The 19113-nt window shown below is 73.8% G+C and carries 12 protein-coding genes; 1 reads left to right on the plus strand and 11 read right to left on the minus strand.

Going from position 1 to position 19113, the window contains the following annotated elements; genetic code table 11:
• Window positions 1-13 precede the first annotated feature (13 nt).
• Window positions 14-1144: a methyltransferase domain-containing protein gene (locus OEIGOIKO_RS27420; protein ID WP_125056228.1), complete on the plus strand. Its 1131-nt coding sequence runs from the start codon at window positions 14-16 to the stop codon at window positions 1142-1144.
• A gap of 124 nt (window positions 1145-1268) precedes the next feature.
• Here the strand turns inward: OEIGOIKO_RS27420 and OEIGOIKO_RS27425 are convergent, their stop codons facing one another.
• The 11 genes from OEIGOIKO_RS27425 to OEIGOIKO_RS27475 form a co-directional block, all read right to left on the minus strand.
• A complete protein-coding gene (locus OEIGOIKO_RS27425; RefSeq protein WP_413790154.1) occupies window positions 1269-2480 on the minus strand; it encodes an FHA domain-containing protein in 1212 nt (403 codons plus the stop codon).
• A gap of 765 nt (window positions 2481-3245) precedes the next feature.
• Window positions 3246-4664, minus strand: a complete 1419-nt coding sequence (locus OEIGOIKO_RS27430; protein ID WP_125056230.1) for a vWA domain-containing protein — start codon at window positions 4662-4664, stop codon at window positions 3246-3248.
• 253 nt (window positions 4665-4917) lie between these two features.
• The gene (locus OEIGOIKO_RS44070) at window positions 4918-6336 is read right to left on the minus strand and encodes a protein phosphatase 2C domain-containing protein (RefSeq protein ID WP_413790155.1); all 1419 of its coding nucleotides are present in this window, start codon (window positions 6334-6336) and stop codon (window positions 4918-4920) included.
• Window positions 6337-6973: 637 nt separating this feature from the next.
• Window positions 6974-10171 (minus strand): serine/threonine-protein kinase, encoded by a 3198-nt coding sequence (locus OEIGOIKO_RS27440; RefSeq protein ID WP_125056232.1) that lies wholly within the window; start codon window positions 10169-10171, stop codon window positions 6974-6976.
• Window positions 10168-11517 (minus strand): coiled-coil domain-containing protein, encoded by a 1350-nt coding sequence (locus OEIGOIKO_RS27445; RefSeq protein WP_125056233.1) that lies wholly within the window; start codon window positions 11515-11517, stop codon window positions 10168-10170. Before OEIGOIKO_RS27445 ends, OEIGOIKO_RS27440 begins: the two co-directional genes overlap by 4 nt.
• Before the next feature lie 393 nt (window positions 11518-11910).
• A complete protein-coding gene (locus tag OEIGOIKO_RS27450; RefSeq protein WP_125056234.1) occupies window positions 11911-12900 on the minus strand; it encodes a glutamate ABC transporter substrate-binding protein in 990 nt (329 codons plus the stop codon).
• Window positions 12901-12920: 20 nt separating this feature from the next.
• The gene (locus tag OEIGOIKO_RS27455) at window positions 12921-14399 is read right to left on the minus strand and encodes a hypothetical protein (protein ID WP_125056235.1); all 1479 of its coding nucleotides are present in this window, start codon (window positions 14397-14399) and stop codon (window positions 12921-12923) included.
• Window positions 14400-14813: 414 nt separating this feature from the next.
• A complete protein-coding gene (locus tag OEIGOIKO_RS27460; RefSeq protein ID WP_125059020.1) occupies window positions 14814-15779 on the minus strand; it encodes an N-acetylglucosamine kinase in 966 nt (321 codons plus the stop codon).
• A 116-nt stretch (window positions 15780-15895) separates the two neighbouring features.
• On the minus strand, window positions 15896-17188 hold the full coding sequence (locus OEIGOIKO_RS27465; RefSeq protein WP_125056236.1) for a 6-phospho-beta-glucosidase: 1293 nt from the start codon (window positions 17186-17188) through the stop codon (window positions 15896-15898).
• A gap of 7 nt (window positions 17189-17195) precedes the next feature.
• Complete coding sequence (locus OEIGOIKO_RS27470; protein ID WP_125056237.1) at window positions 17196-18104, minus strand: carbohydrate ABC transporter permease; 909 nt, start codon at window positions 18102-18104, stop codon at window positions 17196-17198.
• Window positions 18105-18110: 6 nt separating this feature from the next.
• Window positions 18111-19103 (minus strand): carbohydrate ABC transporter permease, encoded by a 993-nt coding sequence (locus OEIGOIKO_RS27475; RefSeq protein ID WP_125056238.1) that lies wholly within the window; start codon window positions 19101-19103, stop codon window positions 18111-18113.
• Window positions 19104-19113: the final 10 nt, after the last annotated feature.

The following is a 19113-nucleotide window of genomic DNA, read 5'->3' on the forward strand; positions in this document are numbered from 1 at the left end:
GGACAGTGGAGACATGAGCGGTACACCGTCCGGTCCGGAGCCGGACCACGAGCCGACGGCCGCGGCCCGCGCCGAGCTGGTCCGGCAGATCAGAGCGGATGGCCACCTCGGAGACCCGCGCTGGCGGGCCGCCTTCCAAGAGGTCCCGCGGCACCTCTTCGTCCCGTACTACTTCGTGGCCACACCCCGCGGCTACCAACGGCTCTCGGGCTCCGACCCCGACCCCGAGCGGCGGGAACGTTGGCTGGAAGGTGTCTACACCGACGGGGCGCTGGCGACGTACATGCGGGACGGCGAACTGGTGTCCACCAGCAGCCAGCCGTCGCTGATGGCGATGATGCTGGAAGAACTGCACGTCGAGGAGGCAGAGGAGGCGAAGGAGGCCAAGGAGGCGAAGGAGGCCAAGGAGGCCAAGGAGACCGGGGGGCAGCCCCCGGACACCGGCTGCCGCGTCCTGGAGATCGGTACGGGCACCGGCTACAACGCCGCCCTGCTCTCCCACCGGCTGGGCGCGGGGCACGTGACCACCGTCGACCTGGACGAGGAGATCACCGGCCCGGCGCGCGACCGGCTGGCCGCCGCGGGGCACCGTCCCACCGTGGTGACCGGCGACGGCGCCCGGGGCTGCCCGGAACGCGCACCGTACGACCGGATCATCGCCACCTGCGCCCTGCCCGCCGTCCCGTCGGCCTGGATCGCACAGTCCGCCCCCGGAGCCCTGATCCTGGCCCCGCTGGCGACCGGCCTGATCGCGCTCCGCGTGACGGACCCCGAGGCCGTACGGGCGGAGGGCCGCTTCCTGCCCACCCCCGCCTACTTTGTCCCCCTGCGAACCGGCCCCGCCCCCACCGCGCAGCCGCCCCGCCCGGAAGCCCCCGAGCAGCCCGGCCCACCCGCCGAATCCGACGGACACCAGCGAAGTCTGCGCCACCACCTTCCCCGCGAAGCCCTGCGCGACGACCGCTTCCAATTCCTCCGCGCCCTCACCGCCAACACCCTCACACCCGACGAAGCCCACACCCTCTGGCGCCGACAGAACCGCCCCCACCGTGAACGCTTCGGCGTCACCGTGCACGGCGCCTGTCAGTACGCGTGGCTCGATTCCCCGGAGGGCCCGCACCGGTGGGCGCTGCCCGGGAGCTAGCGGGGACGCCGCCCCGTGTCTCGCGAGAACGGTGTCCGACAGCAGGAAGCGCCGGCCACAGTGGGTGCACTGTGGCCGGCGCTTCCTGCCGCTCTCCGGGGCCGCCTGTGGGGGCCGTCGCGCGTCAGGCCCGGCGGACGGTGATGGTGGTCCAGGCGCCCACGTGGATGCGGTCGCCCTCATGGAGGGGGGTCGGTACGTAGGGCTGGATCGGGTCTTCGGCGAGGTTGACGGTGGTGCCGTTGGTGGAGTTCTGGTCGACCACGGCCCAGCTGCCGTCGGGCTGCTGGACCAGGAGAGCGTGCTGGTGCGAGACGCCCGGGTCCTCCGGGGGGCGGCCCAGGTCGATGTCCGGGGACTCGCCCGTGCTGTGCCGGCGGCGGCCGATGGCGATCTGGGTGCCGGTGAGCGGGACCTGCTGCTCGGGGGAGTAGGCGGGCAGGTTCAGGCCGGCCGCCTCCGGGCCGCTGCGGCCCATCATCGCCATGAAGTACTCGCGGTCGGGGGCGATCGCCACGACCCAGCCGTCACCGACGACCGGCGGCGGCCCGGGCGGGGCGGCGGGCCCCGGTGCGGGCTGGTTCCACTGCTGGTCGGGCTGCGGTTGCTGGTGCGCGTCCGGCTGCTGCGGCGGCCGGCCGAAGGGGCCGGGCTGCTGCTGCGGTTCGAACGGGGCCTGCGGCGGCGCCTGTTGGGCGGCCTGCGGGTCGTAGGGGGCCTGCGACGGCTGTTGCTGCGGAGGCTGCTGGGGCTCGTACGGGCCCTGGTGCGGGGGCGGGAAGCCGTAGCCGCCGCCCTGACTGCTCTGGCCGCCCTGGCTGCCCTGGCTGCCTTGGCCGTGGTCCGGGCTGCCCTGCGGGCCCGGCTGCGCGGGCGGCGGGGGCGGGGACTGGGGAGAGGACTGGGAGTTGGGGGGAGGCAGCGGCCAGTCGTCGTCGGCTGCCCGGGGCGGGCGCGTCGGGCCGGGCTGGCCGGTGGGGGCTCCCTGAGGGCCCGGCTGGCCGGTGGGTGCGGGGGCGCCGAACGGGGCGGGCTGGTCCGGCGAACCGAACTGGCCCGACTGGCCGGGCCCGCCGAAGGGGGCGGGCTGCTCGGGCGAGCCGAACTGGCCGGACTGGTCCGGGGAGAGCGGTTCGGCGGGGCGGTTGATCTGCGACGGGCGGGAGCCCTGGTACTCGTACTGCTGCGGCGGAGTGGGCGGGCCCTGGTGCGGCGGCGGGAAGCCGTAGCCGCCCTGGGAGCCCGGGCCGCCCTGCGGGGCGGGGGGCGGCGGGGCGTACGAGGTGGCCGAGTGCGTCAGGAAGTTGTAGCGGCACTCCTCGCAGAACGGGGCCATCGCCTCGCGTGGCGTACGGCACTGGGGGCACAGTTCCGGCTGGCCGCCCGGCTGACCACCTGGCTGGCCGCCCGGCTGAGGCTGCTGGCCGGGGCCGAAGCCTTGCTGGGGAGGGGGGCCGGGGGTGTTCGGGCCGGGAGGAGGGGTTGCCGGGGTCGGTGCCTGGACCGGGGGCGGGAAGCCGTAGCCGCCTTGGGAGCCAGGGTTGCCCTGACCGCCCTGACCGCCGTGGGAGCTCTGGCTGCCGTGCGGGCCGGGGGCGGGAGCCGGGCCGGGGCCCTGGCCCATCGGGCCCTGCGGTGCGGGCGCGGGCGGGGCCTGAGCGGGCGGAGCCTGCTGAAGCGGGGGCTGGTGGGCCGGGGCCTGGTGCGGTGGCGGGGTCTGCTGCGGTGAAGTGGCCTGGTGCGGCGGCGGGGTCTGCTGAGGCGAAAGGGGCTGCTGAGGCGGCGGGGTCTGGCCGGGGAAGCCCTGCCCGCCCTGGGAAGCGCCGGGAGTGCCGGGAGTGCCGGTGTCACCGGGGGCTCCGGGGCCGCCCTGGGGACCCGGGCCGCCCTGCGGGGCGGGCGGCGGCGGAGTCGGCTGGCCGGCCGGAGGGGTGTTGAGGAATCCCGCGGGCAGGGAGGGCGGCGGGGGAACAGCGCCCGCCATCCGGTGGCCGCACACCTCGCACCAGTCTTCGGCCACCGACTGATGGCCGTTCGGGCAGGTCGGCATGTCGGATCTTCCCCCTCAGTACCGATTGTGTTCGGTAGTACGTCTAGTTTGTTATTTCTTGACGCGAACTGTCTTGGTCGAGCGCGTTTCGAGCGTCATCTCGTCCGCCTCTGTGACCTTCGCCTTCAGTCGCACAGTACCGGTCGCCGCATCGACGACGTCCACCACCTTCGCAAGCAGTTTCGCAGTGTCCTCGTTCCCGGACGCGCTCGCCAGTTGCACGGCCCGGCCCAGCTTCGCCGTGGCGCCGTCCGCATCGCCCGACTTGCGGGCATCCAGTCCCTGCTGGATGACCTGGGCCAGTTCGGCCTGTCCCGTGTAGTGGGCGACGTGGGGGTTGATACTGGTCGAAGCGGTCATGTCGTCCGTCCAGACCGCGCGTACGAGCCCCTGGGCCAGGGTCCGCGTGCCGCCGTCGGGTGCGGGAAGGACGAGCGAGATCCGCGCGGCCAGCATCTCCTGGCCCACCTCGGCGGCCCGGACACGTACGCACACGTGGTAGTCGCGGGACTCGTCGCCCCAGGAACCTGTCGGATAGTCGCCGGTCCGCGGGCCGGATTCGGTACGGCGGCCGGTCAGGTCCTCGACGGCCGGCGCCACCTGCTTCACGAAGGCGACCTGCGCGCCCTGCGGGGTCCACAGCCGCAGGGTGACGTCCGCCACCTCCTTGCCCATCGCGGCCTCCATCATCCGGGTGAAGTCGGCGGCCAGCCCGGCCGGGTCGGCGACGATGTCGGCCGTGCCGAGCAGCGCCGAGGCGACGCCGGTGACCTCCTTGACCTCCCAGTCCGTACCGACGCCGCGGGCGTCGCAGGTGAAGCGGCCGGCGCAGGCGTCCAGGGTGGCGCGCAGTTCCTGGGGCGACTCGTGCTCGTTGCGGCCGTCGGTGAGCAGGATGCCGTGCCGGACGGCGACGTCCGCGTCGGCCAGCAGCCGGTCGGCCAGCCGCAGCCAGGTGCCGATGGCGGTGCCACCGCCGGCGCTCAGCTTGCGCAGCGCCTCCTTGGCCTGCGCGCGGGTCGTCGGACCGGCGGTGGCGAGCCGCCCGCCGCCCGGGTAGACCTCGGCGGCCTGGTGCGTACCGGCCACCACGGCGAAGGCGACGCCGTCCCGTACGGTGTCGATCGCGGCGGCCGTCGCGTCGCGCGCGTTGCGCATCTTGGTGGGCGGGTAGTCCATCGAGCCGGAGCAGTCCACCATGATCACGACGGCCGCGTGCGGCACGCCGCTGCGGCCGCGGGCGGTTCCGGCGCCGGTCCCGGTTCCGACCCTGGCCCCTGTCCCGGTTCCGGTTCCGGTTCCGGCGGGGTCCGTGCCGGCCGCGAAGAGCGGCAGCCCGCCGCTGGTGCCGCCCCCGGTGGCGGTGACGGTGACGATGGCGTTCACCTCGCGCCCGCCCTCGGGCAGGTACGCGTTCTGGTACACCTCGGCGGCGAACCGCGGCACGCCGGACTTGAAGAAATTGGCCATCTGTTCCGCTCCTTTGTGCCGCCGTGAGACTCCGCAGCGCAGTCGTCGCGGCGGTGAAGAGACACATGGGCGGGCGGAAGTCCCCGTGATCATCCCCCCGTTGGCGCCTTGCTCCTGCTGGTGACTACGGTCCGGACGGTTCCGGTGGTGCGGTGGTCGGCTGCTGGTACGGGTCAGCCGGGCGGGGCCGGAAGCAGCACGGCTTCCGGCCACCGTGGCCGACGAGGGCGGGCGGCGCGCCCCGGGTGGACGCTCAGGCCGATCCTGCCCGTCCCGGTGGCGCCGGGAACGGCACCACCGCCACTGTTACGTTGTCGTGGCCCCCGCCGGCGAGGGCGTGGGCGACCAGGGTCCGTGCGCTGTGCAGCGGCCGGTCGTGCGCGTCCCCCGGCAGCACCGCGGCCAGTTGCTCCGCGGCCTCGGCGTAGTTCCACAGCCCGTCGGTGCACACCACCACTACACCCGGTCCGTCGGGCTTGAAGGAAGCGGTGTGCGGTTCGAGTTCGTACGCGTCGGCGCCGAGCCAGCCCGTGATGGCGTGCGCCCGGTCGTCCGCGTACGCCTCCGCCTCCGACATCAGGTTGTTGGCGACCATCTGCGCCGCCCAGGAGTCGTCCTCGGTGAGGCGGACGGCGGGCGCGCTGCGGTCGTCGGGGACCCAGTACGCGCGGCTGTCGCCGACCCAGCCGATGACGAGCAGCCCGCCGCCGACCACCGCGCCGACGAAGGTGCAGGCGGGAGCGTTCTGCTGGCGGTAGGGGTCGTGCTGCTGGGCCTGGTTGGGCGCGGCGGCCAGGGCGTTGACGGACTTGGCGGCGGCGAGGATCGCGTCGTGCATGGCCCGCTGCGGGTGCGTACCGCCGGGCAGGGCGGCCAGCAGCGACCGCGCGGCGACCCCGGACGCGGCGGCGGACGCGTCGTCGGGCCGCGAGGCGGAGGAGACGCCGTCGCAGACGATGGCGAGTACGGCGGGCGAGCCGTCCGGCAGCGCTCCTTCGGCGACCGCGAAGAAGTCCTCGTTGCGGTGGTGGCGGTGGCCCCGGTCGGTGACCGCCGCCACGCCCGGCAGTTCCCGCTCCATGTGATCGCGTTCGCGCGGCTGGGCGTGACCGCAGTTCTCGCAGTAACCGTCGCCGGCGACCGTACCCGCGTGGCAGAGCGCGCAGATACGGGTGCCTTGGGCGGGGGTTTGGTGTTCGGGGGAGGAGGGGGTGGGAGTGGCGGGATGAGTGGGAGTTGCGGGAGAGGTGGGAGAGGTGGGAGAGGTGGGAGAGGTGGGGGGGTGGGCTGGTGGTTCTGCCGGTCCGGCGGGGGCCTGCGGGTGGGGCGGGCCTGCCGGGTCGGTCGGGCCTGCCGGGCCGGTTCCCGGGCCGGAGCCGTTTGCGTCCGCGGAGCGGTCCGCTGCCTCGGCGGCGAGATCGTAACCGGCGATACGGGGGTCCGGCGCGCCACCGTGGGAGGCGGCGGCCCGGTGCGCATGACCCTCGTACGGACTACCGGCCGACGGCGGAACGCTCGCCTCCGCATGGGGCGCCCGGGACTGAGCGTCGCCCTGTGCGTGGACTTGCACGCCGACCCCGGCCGGCGCGTGGGCCTGCTGCCCTCCTGGCCCGTAGCCCGGCGAGGCCGGCGGAGGTACGGGGGCGTGCGGGGAGTGTGAGGTGTTCGGGATGTGCGGGGGGTGTGGGGTGCTCGGGATGCGCGGGGGGTGTGGAGTGCGCGGACCGTGGGGGGCCTGCGCCGATCCGTTCGCGTGGGTGGCGCCCGACGCGTACGCGGAGCCGCTGTCGTGCCGGGCTTCCGTGCTGTACGACGGGGCCGGTCCGCCGTACGACGGGGCCGGGACCGGTGCGGCCACCGGTGGCGGGACGGCTGCCGGCGGCGAGACGGACGGCGCCGAGACGGACGGCGCCGACGGCGGTACGGACGACGAGGGCGGCACGGCCGGCGACGCCGGAACCTGCCCCGGAACCTGCCCCGGAGCCCCCGGAGCCCCCGGAGCCCCCGGAGCCCCCGGAGCCCCCGGCCCACCTGGCGTCCCGGGCACCCCCGGCCCCTCTTGCCCCACCACCGCCCCTCCCGCCCCCGGCATCAAGAACGACGCGGGCAGGGCGACGGGCCCCGGCGGGGCGGACCCCGTCCCGGACGCGGGATCTGCCGTGCCGCCCAGCGGGACCGTGGGGCGGTCACCGGACCCGCCCGGCCCGTCGGGTGCCACGACGTCGGCGCCGCAGAATCCGCAGTAGTTGTCCCCCGGTTCGAGCGGCTCGCTGCAGCTCGCACACCGGAACGGCCCTGTCACACCCATGTCACACCCACGTCCTGGGGCGGAAGCGGTTGGCCCGTTCCACCAGCTCGATCCTTTCCTCGCCGCGCTGCGCCAGCCGGGCGAGCAGTCTGAACGACCGCTCCAGGCCGAACCGCAGGCCGCGTTCGTCCAGTGCGCTGCCGAGCAGACCGGGCCGGGCGGCGGCGCCGCCGGAACCGGGGCCGGGGGCCCCGGACGGCAATGTACGCCCCTGCTGCTCGGCACCGCGGCTACCGGAGAGTACCCAGTCGAGGGCACAGCCCAGCACTTCGGTCGTCAGTTGTTCGCGGCGCTCCGCGTCCAGCCCGGAGTCCGCCAGCCGCTCGACCTGCCCGGCCGCCGACCGCAGATCCTCCAGGAGTGCGTCGTGAGCCGGACGTTGCCGCAGCCGGGCCCGGACGGCCGCGATGCGCGCCGCAGTGTAGTGAATGGAGGACTCCGGTACGGATTCCAGGGCGGCCACGGCTCCGGCCCGGTCACCGGCCGCCAGCCGTACCCGGGCCAGCCCGAACGCCGCGCTGACGTAACTGTGGTCGGTGGCCCACACCAGCCGGTAGTACTCCGCCGCGTTGTCCAGCTGCCCCAGCACCTCGGCGCAGACGGCGAGTGCCAGCTTCGGCGCCGGCTCGCCGGGGAAGGCGTCGTACATCGCGTCGAACGACAGGGCCGCCGTCTCGCGGTCGTCGTTCGTCAGCGCCACCAGACCGCGGTACCAGACCACCCGCCAGTCCTCGTCCCAGCCCTGGTCGGGCTCCGTCTCGACGGAGCGCAACTCGCGCAGGGCCGCCGCGCCGTCCCTCAGCTCCAGCTGGGCCCGCAGCCTGCGGAGCCGGGTTTCCATGGTGTCGGCGGGGGCCGCGCGCAGGGCGCCGAGCAACTCGGCGGGGGCGGCGGCCAGCAAACCGGCCAGGAAACCCGCGTTCGGGTCGGCGGGGTCGACGCGCGGTACGGGCAGGGCGAGTACGGCGAGGCCGGTGTCGAGCGGACGGAGAGCGGGCGCGCCGCGCACACCGCCGGGCGTCACGGCCGCCACCCCGGAGGTGCTTCCGGTGGTGCTTCCGGTGGTGCTTCCGGCGGCGGACGTGGTGACGGCGGGCCCGGCCACCGGTCCGGCCACCGATCCTGCGCCGCCGCTCATCGTCCGCGGCCCGGTGGCCGACGTGACTTCGTACGCGACCTGCGCGGGAACAGCGGCCTGCGCGGCTACAGCGGCCTGCGCGGCTACAGCGGCCTGAGAGGCACCGGCCGGCTGCGCGGAGCTGCCGGACGCCGCACCACCGCCTTCACCCGCACGGACACCTGCTCTCACCCCCACACCCCCAGGTGCCCCGATCCCGCTGGCCGGACCGACCACCACTTTCCCCTTCCGCCCCGCCCACCCCTTTCGTCCCTCCGGAACCGCACGCGCACCGAGCAGCGACGTGTCCCCCTCCGCGCGCGCCACCACGTCCGTGTCCACGACACGCAGCTCCGGCCCGAACAGCGTGGACAGCGCGGGCCGCTGCTCGCCCGTCCGGAGCGCCATGACCTCCCGCAGCACCCCGGTCAACTGCTCGGCCATCTCCGCCGCCGACGAGAACCGCCGCGCCGGGTCGGGGTCGGTCGCCCGTACCAGCAGCCGGTAGAAGGACTCGTACGTACGGAAGACCTCGATGTTGTCGGGGTCGGGCAGCGAGTCCACGAAGACGTTCGTGTAGCCCTGGAAGTCGAAGGTGAGCACGGCGAGGGTGCGGGCGACCGTGTAGAGGTCGGAGGCGACGGACGGGCCCGCGGCGGCGACCTCGGGCGCCTGGTAGCCGATCGTGCCGTAGATCGCGCTCTCGTCGTCGTCCATCCGGCGGACCGCGCCCATGTCGATCAGCTTGAGCTGGTCGTTCTGCTGGATCGCGTTGTCCACCTTGAAGTCGCAGTACAGGAGGTTGCGGCTGTGCAGGTGGCCGAGCGCCTCCAGGGCCTCGATGCCGTACGCGCAGGCCTGTTCGACCGGCAGCGGGTCGCGGCGTCCGCGCGCCGTACGCCGCTCGTTGGCGATGTCCTTGAGGGACTTGCCGCCGACGTACTCCATGACGATGTAGCCGTCCAGGCTGCCGGTCGTACGGTCCAGGTGCTCGACGAAGTTGTAGATGCGGACGATGTTGGAGTGCTCGATCTCGGCGAGGAAGCGGCGTTCGGACGCGGCCACCGCGAGGGCTTCCTCGTCGCCGGTGTCCAGCAGGCCCTTGAGCACCACCCATCGATCGGAGACCGCGCGGTCGATCGCCAGGTAGATCCAGCCCAGGCCGCCGTGTGCCAGACAGCCGACGACCTCGTAGCTGCCGTGCACCACGTCACCGGGGCGCAGTTTGGGCACGAAGCTGTACGGGTGGCCGCACTTGGTGCAGAAACCTTCCGTACGGCCCGGACGGCCGCCACGGGCCCGGCCCACCGGGGCGCCGCAGTCGCCGCGGCTGCAGAACCGCTTCCGCTCGGGGACCTCCGGGTTCTCCAGGACGGCCGTACGCGGGTCCGGACGCGGTACTTCCGGCACCGTCACCAGCCCGGCGCCCAGCCGCCCGCGGGACGGCCCGGACCCGGTACCGGCGCTGCGGCCCGCGCTGCGTACCGACACGGACATCGAGCGCGTCGAGGCGCCCGGGAGGGCGCGGGAGAGGCGGCCGGAGACGGAGCGCCGCGAGGTCGAGGAACGGGCGGAGGCGCGAGCGGAAGCGGACGCGGACGTACGCCCGCCGGCGGACGTCTCGGAACCGGAGCCGGAGCCGGAACCGCCGGGGCCGGAACCGCCGGGGCCGGAACCGCCGGAGCCGGAGCCGGAACCGGAACCGGAGCTGGACCTGGACCCGGAGCCGGACCTGGACCTGGACCTGGAGCCGGACCTGGAGCCGCGCCCCTCCGCCGCCCCGACCCCGGTGGAACCACCGACCCCACCAGCTCCACCGACCCCACCAGCCCCACCGTCCCCACCAGCCCCACCGGAACCACCAGAGCCCCCCGAACTGCCATACCCCACAGCCCCAGCCGCCCCCCGTCGCCCCGCCGTGACCCCCGTGGGGGGCGAGCCGACCATCCCCTCCGGTGACACCACCGGCGCCAGGCCGCAGGTGTCGCAGTACCGTTCGCCGCCGCCCACGTCCTCGTACGTGCCCGGGCACTCGCGCCGCTGGCACGCGACGCCGCCGGGCCGCTCCTCGCTCTCGCTCATGTTTCCCCCTGTGGTCCGTCCACCGGTCCGCGGTCCGGTCCCGGCGGCTGCAGCGCCTCGGCCACCGTCCGCTGGTAGCGCAGTACCGCCTGTTCGGCCACCCGCAGGTCGCACGGGGCGCTCCACAGCATCCGCCGCGCGGCGTCGTAGCGCTCGATCAGGAGCGGGTCCTCGGCCAGGCCGTGCCGTGCGGCCTTCGCCTTGTACGCGTCCAGGCGGCCGCGGAGTTCGGCCCGTACGGCCAGCGGGGCGGTGACCGCTGTCAACGATTCGCGGGCGCGGTGGAGTTCGTCCTCGGCGCGCTGTTCGAGGCTGTCGAGCAGGGGGGAGAGGCGGTGCCACTGGGCGTGCCGGCGGTACTCGGCGGCGGTGGACAGCTGTTCGTGCAGCGCCGTGGGCGGACCGCTGACGGCGGGCACCTCGGACGCGGCGATCTTCGCGAGCACCTCGCCGCGGGCCTGCCGGGCCTCGGTGAGCGTCCGGTCCGCGCGGGAGAGCACGTCGCGCAGCCGCATCAGCCGCCGCTCGGCGTCCTGCCGTACGTCCAGGACCGCTTCGATCTCCCGCCGGGCGTCCTCCAGGGCGAGCGCCGCGCGGTCGTAGCGGGCGGTGTCCGGGCGGCCGCCGCCGGGCGCGGCGCTGCGGTCGGCGTCCGGGACCCAGTAGGCCAGCGGGTCGGACACCACCTGGGCGCGCAGTTGCGTCAGTTCGTACGTGATGCGCTCCAGGTCGTCGCCGGCCGGGTGCTCCCCGGGGCGTACGCCGACGGACCGCGCCAGGGACAGGGTGCGGCGCAGCTCGGCGGCGAGCAGGTCTATCCGGGCGGGCAGCGCGGACCATACGGAGTCGGCGGAGACGATCACGTCCAGCGCCGACGCGTACAGGCCGTTCATCCGCTCGACCAGTTCCTCCAGGCTGAACTGTTCGCTCAGCCGGGCCGGTCCGCCGCCGGCCTGCGGTGCGCCGCTGCCCGCGGCCGCGCCGGAGACGGTGACGCGGGTGCCGCGCAGCAGTTCGGTCAGTTCGGCGAGGTCGTCGGGGGACGGCCAGCGGCGCCGGGCGCGCAGTTCGCGGGCGGTGGTGAGCGTTTCGGTGTACGCGTCGAAGAGCGTCCACAGGACGGTGATGGACTGTTCGGTGGCGGCCCAGCGCTCTTTGGTGAGGCCGGTGAGTTCGGCGCCCTCCAGGAGCCTGCGGCCCGCGTGGTCCTGCAGGGCGAGCAGCGAGGTCTCGATCGCCTCGTACTCGGCAGCGAGCCGGCCCAGGGCGCGGTCCACCTCCTCCCGGCTCAGCACCGGATCTTGGGACTTCCCCGGAGAGCCGGGGAAGGGTCCAGGGGCCCCCATCGATCACCTCTCCAAAGTGCGTGCGGTGCGCGGCGGCCGTGACAGTCGTGACGGTCGTCGCGGTGGTTGCGGCGGTCGCGGTGTGTCCAGCCGATGCGGCGGTCGCGTACGGCGGTTGCGTACACCCCGGTACGGAGCGGGCGCTTCCGTTCGGCCCTGCCGCCTGCGGGCAACCGCGTACGGTCCAGCCGTATGCGGTCCTGCCGCAGGCCCCCGCTGCCTCCCCTCCATCCGGCCCCGCGCCCGCGGTGCTCCTTCCATGGTGACGCGGCCGGCGGGCGGACGCCGGTCCGCGGTGTGCCACCGGCCCGCCGCATGCCCGGCCCGGCCGTGCCGCCCGGCCCCGGGCCGCCCGTCCTCAATGTGCGCCGCGGCGCCCGTCCCCCGCACGGATCAGTCGCTGTACTGGGGCTCGGGCGCCTTCGTTATGCCGGGCAGGTCCGCCTGCAGCCACTTCTTGTAGGCGGCCATCCACCGGCTTTCGCTGCCGCCGTCGCGGTAGTCCTCCAGCACCTTGTTGACCCGCCGCACCAGGTCGGCGTCGGCGCGGTTGACCGCGACCCCGTACGGCTCGTCGGTGAACGGCTTTCCCTTCAGCTGCACCGTCGGGTCCTGCGCGGCCTGCGCGGCGGCCAGCGCGTTGTCGGTCACCACCGCGTCGGCCTCGCCGAGCTGCAGGCGCACCAGGCAGTCGAGCTGGTTCGGTACGGTCACGACCCGGGCGCCGTGCCGCTCCTCGGCGAGCCGGGCCTCGCCCGTGGAACCGGCCGCCGTACAGACCCGTTTGCCCTTCAGCGAGTCGTCGAAGGCGGTGATCGAGGAGTTCTTCGGCGCGAGGACCTGCTGTCCGCCCTGGAAGTACGCGGTCGAGAAGGCGACCTGGCGTTTGCGGGCGCAGTTGATGGTCATGGTCCGCACGACCAGGTCGACGGTGCGCTCCTGGAGGGCGGGGATGCGCTGGTTGGTGGGGATCGCCCGGAACGTGATCTTCGGGTCGGGACCGAGGATGTCCTCGGCGATCGCCCGCACCAGGTCGATGTCGAAGCCCTCCAGGTCGCCGGTGGCCGGGTTGCGGTAACCCCAGCGGTAGGTGTTCTGGTCGACGCCGACGATCAGCCGGCCCCGGGCTTTGATCCGGTCCACCGCGGGGCCGTCGTCCGGGGAGGGCCGCAGGCTCGCGGCGGCGTTGTCCGGGGTGCAGTCCGCGGCCGTGGCGTCGGCGTGCGCGGTACTCGTCCCGTGCGGCAGGGGGCGGGGCGCCGGGGTGTCACCGCCGAGCACCGGGACGAGGACGGCGGCCGCCGCCGCCATCACGCACACGCCCGCCGTCACCGGGGCCAGCGCGGCCCGCAGGTTCCGCAGCCCCCTCGCGCGCTTCGTCATGTCCCCATCACCAGGCCCCATCACCGGTACTCCGAAAGCCTGCGCCCGATGCCCAGCACCGCGCCCGTCGCCCCCAGGACGGCCAGCACCACGGCACCGGCCACCAGCCCGTCCAGCGCTCCGCGCCCGTCGTCGGCGGCCCGCCGGAACTGCTGCTGCTCATGGGCCAGGGCCTGGGCGAGCCGGCTGTCCACCCGGTCGAAGGACTGGCCGGTCGCCGCCTCGCCGCCGATCACCTTGGCCAGCGCCCGGTCGTAGTCCCCCTGGTCGTCCGCGGTACGGGCCTCGGCGTGGCGCGCCTGCCACTGCCGTACGGTCTCGACGGCTTCCCGGACGGGGCGCCGGCCCGTGTCGTCGTCCGCGAGCGTCAGGGCCGTGCCCAGCCTGCTGTCCGCCGCGGCGGCGCCGGACCGGCCGGGACCCGCCAGGTCCCGCATGCCGGTGCGGTAGCCGGCCTCGTAGAAGTCCTGCTGGTCCTCGGTCACCACGGCGCCGCGCGCGACCAGGGTGAGGTTCTCGTCGCCGCGGGCCTGAAGGGCGTCGATGCGGGCCTCGTTGAGGACCTTCAGCGACCTGGCGCCGCTCTCGTAGGACGTGTTCAGGCCCGAGCGGGCCACGGAGTGCCCGGCCACCAGCCACAGCAGCACGACGGCCGAGGCGGTCGTGGCGGCCAGCAGACCGCGGTTGAACACGCGGTTCGTCCGGAGGTAGTTGCGGCGCTGAGCCCAGGTGAGGGCACCGAGCGCCAGTACGCCGGTGGTGAGCGCGAGCCAGGGCCACGCCTTCGCGGCGTCGTAGTCCTCGCCCAGACGCGCCGTCTCGGTCGTGTACAGACCGCGCGCCGCCGGGAGGAGTTCGTCGCGCATCTGCGCGTTGGCGTAGCGGAGGTAGGCGCCGCCGAGGGGGAGGCCCTGCCGGTTGTTGGTGCGGGCCGTCTCGACCAGGCCCGTGTACCGGGGGAGGAGGCTGTTGAGCTTCCCTATCTGGCGGGCCGCGGCGTCCGAACCGCTGGTGTTGGACGACGCCTTGGCCAGCAGCCGGGCGGCCGTCGCGATGTCGTTCTCGTACCGGTCGCGGGTGGCCTGGGTCTCCTTGCCGCCCGCCAGGAAACCGGCGGCGGCGGTGGTGTCGGCGTCGGCGAGCGAGCGGTAGATGTCCGCGGCGTCCGCGGTCAGCGGCTGGCTGCGTTCCACGACGTCGCGCGCGGCGGCGGACCGGTCGGCGACCTGCCAGGCCGTGGCGGCGCCGAACGCCAGGACGAGGAAGGCCAGTACGGCGCCGATGATCCGCAGCCGTCCGGGCTCGGTCGTGGCCGTGGCCCGCAGTTGGTCCACCCCGTCGGCCCAGGCGGTACGCCGCCGGGCGGCCTGGGCGGGGCCCGCGCCGCCCCGGAACGCGCCGCCGAGGCCGGAGCCCGTACCCACGGAGGGGACGGCGGAGCCGGTGGGGCGGCCGGACGGCGACGTCGGCGGCGCAGTGCCGGTCTGCGGGTTGGACACGGAACCTCCCCCTGGTCGCGGACGGCGGCCCCGGCCCCGCGCGACGGGCGCACGGGAACAGATGCACGGCCAGCAGTCAGTATGGCCGCAGGGACTGACAACCACACCGTCAATGCCTGGATCATGTGCGGATCAGGCCCCTCCGAATCCTCCCGTCCGGTGGGCGTTTCCCCCGTCCTCGTCCTCCACCACGCGCGGGCCGCCGGGCGCGGTTCCCGAAATGAGCACGCCTGTACGGGTTTTCGGCGTACGAGCCTTTGCTGTGCGAGGCCCCGGCGTACGGCCTCCCGCGTACGAGCCCCCGGCGTACGGCCCCCGCGTACGAACGGTCGGTAGCGCACCCCTCCGAGCCGGCAGGCGCCCCTCAGCCGAATCCGTCGGCGCACCCCTCGTCCGAACCCGACAGCGCACCCCTCAGACGAACTCCCCCCGCACCCGCCCGTACGCTTCCGCCCCCGCCCCCGCCCGGTCCAGCGCGTGCAGGGCGGCCCCCAGGACCGGTGGTGCCGTCACCACTCGGGGCTCCGCCTTCGGGGCGCGTTCCGCGAGGAGTTGGGTCACCTGGTCGTGCAGAAGGGGATGCCGGGCGGCCAGGACGCCGCCGCCCAGGACCACCGGCGTCCGCTCGTCCAGCAGGCCCAGCCGGCCCAGCGCGACCGACGCCAGCAGCGCGACCTCCTCCGCCTGCCGCGTCACCAGGGCCTGCGCGACAGCGTCGCCGGACGCGGCCACCGCGAACAGCAGCGGCGTCAGCCCGTAGCGGCGCTCGCGCGGAATGCGGCCCAGGTGCAGTGCCTCGATCAGTTCCGGCATGGTGGCCAGCCCGAAGTAGGCGGGCACCTCGCGGGCGAGCGCGCTCGGTTCGCCGCGGCCGTCGTCGGCGCGCGCGGCCCACCACAGGGCCTCTTCGGCCAAGTGCCCGCCGCCGCCCCAGTCGCCGGAGATCCGCCCGATGGACGGGAACCGTGCGGTGCGGCCGCCGTGCCCCAGTCCCACGCAGTTGATGCCGGCGCCGCACACCACGGCGACGCCGACGGGTTCGACGCGGTCCGGGAGCCCGGCGCGCAGCAGCGCGAAGGTGTCGTTGCCGACCGTGACCGTACGCGCCCAGCCGTACGAGGTGATCTCCGCGGCCAGTTCGGTCTCCTCGGCGGGGAGATCGGCGTTGGCCAGGTAGGCCGACACCTGGCCCACCGGGCCGGTCACGCCGGCCCGGTGCCGTACCGCGTCCACCAGGACGGCCAGGTCGCCGACGGCCCGCGCCACGCCGACCACCGGCGGCTGGAAGCCGCCGCCGCGGGCCGTCGCCAGCACCGTGCCGTCCGTGCCGACCAGCGCCACGTCGGTCTTGCTGTTGCCCGCGTCGACGGCGAGCGCCAGGCCGTCGGCGTCGCGCGCCGGAGTATCGGCGGCCCGCGCCGGAGCGTCGGCGCCCGGGTCGGCAAAAGGCGACGTGAGCGCCTCCCCGGACACCGCCCCGCCCCCCTCGGCTTCGCTCAGAGCCACGTGAGGTGCTCCCGGTTGTGCGCGATCAGTTCGTCGGTCAGCCGGTCCGCGTACGCGATCTGGCCGATGAGCGGGTGGGCGAGCAGCGCCTCGAAGATCCGGTCCCGGCCGCCCTTGAGAGCCGCTTCCAGCGCGAGGTGCTCGTACGCCGTGACGTTGGCGATCAGCCCGGAGTACAGGGGTTCCAGCGGCCGTACGGGCAGCGGCTCCGCCCCGGCCGCGTCCACCGTCGCCGGTACCTCGATCACCGCGTCGTCGGGCAGGAACGGCAGCGTGCCGTTGTTGAACGTGTTGACGATCTGCACGTCCCCGGTGTCACCGAGCAGCGCGGAGGTCAGGGCCACGGCCGCCTCCGAGTAGAACGCGCCGCCGCGTTTGCCCAGGAGCTCCGGCTTCTCGTCCAGCGACGGGTCGCCGTACATGTCCAGCAGCTGCTTCTCGATGGCCGCGACCTCCGCCGCGCGCGACGGCTTGCTGCGCAGCTCCTCCACGACCTCGTCGTGCTGGTAGTAGTAGCGCAGGTAGTACGACGGCACGACGCCGAGCCGGTCCACGAGGGAACGCGGCATGTGCAGGTCCTCGGCGATGGCCGCGCCGTGCTCGGCGATCAGCCGGGGCAGCACGTCCTCGCCGTCCACCTTCACCGACCGCTCCCACGTCAGGTGGTTCAGCCCGACGTGCTCCAGCTCGACCCGCTCCGGCGCGATGCCCAGCAGCCGCGCGAACTTCCGCTGGAAGCCGATGGCCACGTTGCACAGGCCGACGGCCTTGTGGCCGTGCGACAGCAGGGCCCGGGTGACGATGCCGACGGGGTTGGTGAAGTCCACGATCCACGCGTCGGGGTTACGGCGGCGGATGCGCTCCGCGATGTCCAGGACGACCGGGACGGTGCGCAGCGCCTTGGCCAGGCCGCCCGCGCCGGTGGTCTCCTGCCCGACGCAGCCGCACTCCAGCGGCCAGGTCTCGTCCTGGTTGCGGGCGGCCTGGCCGCCCACGCGCAGCTGGAGCAGGACCGCGTCGGCGCCGTCCACACCGGCGTCGACGTCGGACGTCCACGAGATCCGGCCCGGGTGTCCCTGGCGGGCGAAGATCCGCCTGGCCAGGCCGCCGACCAGGTCCAGCCGGTCGGCGGCCGGGTCGATCAGGACCAGTTCCGCCAGCGGCAGCGCGTCCCGCAGCCGGGCGAACCCGTCGATGAGTTCGGGGGTGTAGGTCGATCCTCCACCGACCACAGCGATCTTGAGACGGGGGTGCGGGGGCGTTCCCCCGGCGGACGACAGCATGAATCGATCAGCCCTTCACTCCGGTGAGCGTGACGCCTTCGACAAAAGCCTTCTGGGCGAAGAAGAAGACGATGATGACGGGAGCCATGACGAGCAGGGTCGCGGCCATGGTCAGGTTCCAGTTGACGCTGTGCGCGCTCTTGAACGATTCGAGTCCGTAACTCAACGTCCAGGCGGCGGGATTCTGTGCGGCGTAGATCTGCGGTCCGAAATAGTCGTTCCAGCAGTAGAAGAACTGGAACAGGGCGACGGCCGAGATCCCCGGTTTCGCCATCGGCACGACGATGCGCAGCAGCGTACGGACCTCACCGCAGCCGTCCACCTTCGCCGACTCCAGATACTCCTGCGGAATCGTCAGCAGGAACTGCCGCAGCAGGAAGATGGAGTACGCGTCACCGAACGCCATCGGGATCAGCAGCGGCCACAGTGAACCGGACAGGTGCAGCTGCTGCGCCCACACCAGATACATCGGGATCACGATGACCTGCGGCGGCAGCATCATCGTCGAGATCACCAGGACCATCGCCGTACGCCGCCCGCGGAAACGGAACTTGGCGAGCGCGTAGGCCACCGGAATCGCCGAGCAGACCGTGAACAGCGTGCCCAGGCCCGCGTACATCAGCGAATTCTTCCACCAGTCCAGGAAGCCCGGTGTGCTGAAGACCGTCGCGTAGTTGGACCAGTTCCACTCGTGCGGCCACAGTTCGCCGCTCATCGCCTGGTCGTCGCTCATGACGGAGGTCAGGAAGACGAACACGAACGGCAGGACGAAGAACAGCGCCGCGGCGATCGCGACGGCGTGCACGGCTATCCAGTGCAGCAGCCGCTTGCGGCGGGCGCGGGCCGCGGCGGGCCCCCGGTCGGCGGAGCCGGTACGGGCGGGGGCGCTGCCCGCCCTCAGGGTCGTCGTGGTCATGTCGGTTCAGTCCTCCGCCGGGAGCAGGCCGGCGCGCTTGCGCATCAGCAGGGTGGTGACGGCCATCGCGATCACGAAGAGCACGAGCGAGAGCACGCACGCGGCGCCCGTGTTGAAGCTCTGGAAGCCGAGCGAGTAGACGAGCTGCGGCACGGTGAGGGTGGAGTGCTCCGGGTAGCCGGGCTGGATGACCGAGCCGGGGCCGATGTTCACCCCGGAGGCCAGCTTCCCGGCGACCAGCGCCTGCGTGTAGTACTGCATGGTCTGCACGACACCGGTGACCACCGCGAACATCACGATCGGCGTGATCGACGGCCAGGTCACGTACCGGAACTTGGCCCAGGCGCCGGCCCCGTCCAGCTCGGCGGCCTCGTACTGCTCCTTCGGGACGTCCAGCAGCGCCGCCATGAAGATCACCATCAGGTCGCCGATGCCCCACAGGGAGAGCAGGACCAGCGACGGCTTCGCCCAGGCCGCGTCGTTGAACCAGCCGGGCGCCGGGATGCCGACGGCCTCCAGCAGCCCGTTGACCGGGCCGGTGCCGGGGTTGAGCAGGAAGACGAAGGCGACCGTCGCCGCGACCGGCGGAGCGAGGTACGGCAGGTAGAACGCCGTACGGAAGAGCCCGACACCCGATTTGATCTTCGTGACGAGCAGCCCGATGCCTAGACCGAAGACCACCCGCAGCGCGACCATCACCACGACCAGCCACAGTGTGTTCCACAGCGCCGGACCGAACAGCGGCATCTGCGTGAAGACGTATGTCCAGTTCCGCAGCCCGACGAACGACGGCTCCTGGATCTGGTTGTAGTGCATGAACGAGAAATAGACCGTGGCGATGAGCGGATAGCCGAAGAAGACGCTGAAACCGACCAGCCAGGGAGAGAGGAAACCGAGCGTCCGCAGCCGCTGCCGGGTGTGCTTGCGGCGCAGCGCGGGAGCTTTGCGGAGCGGCGCGGCGGTGGCCGCCGGGCGCTCGGGGGATTCGACGAGGGACATGGCAGGGCTC

Source organism: Streptomyces paromomycinus, from assembly GCF_003865155.1.
Taxonomy (GTDB): Bacteria; Actinomycetota; Actinomycetes; order Streptomycetales; family Streptomycetaceae; genus Streptomyces; species Streptomyces chrestomyceticus.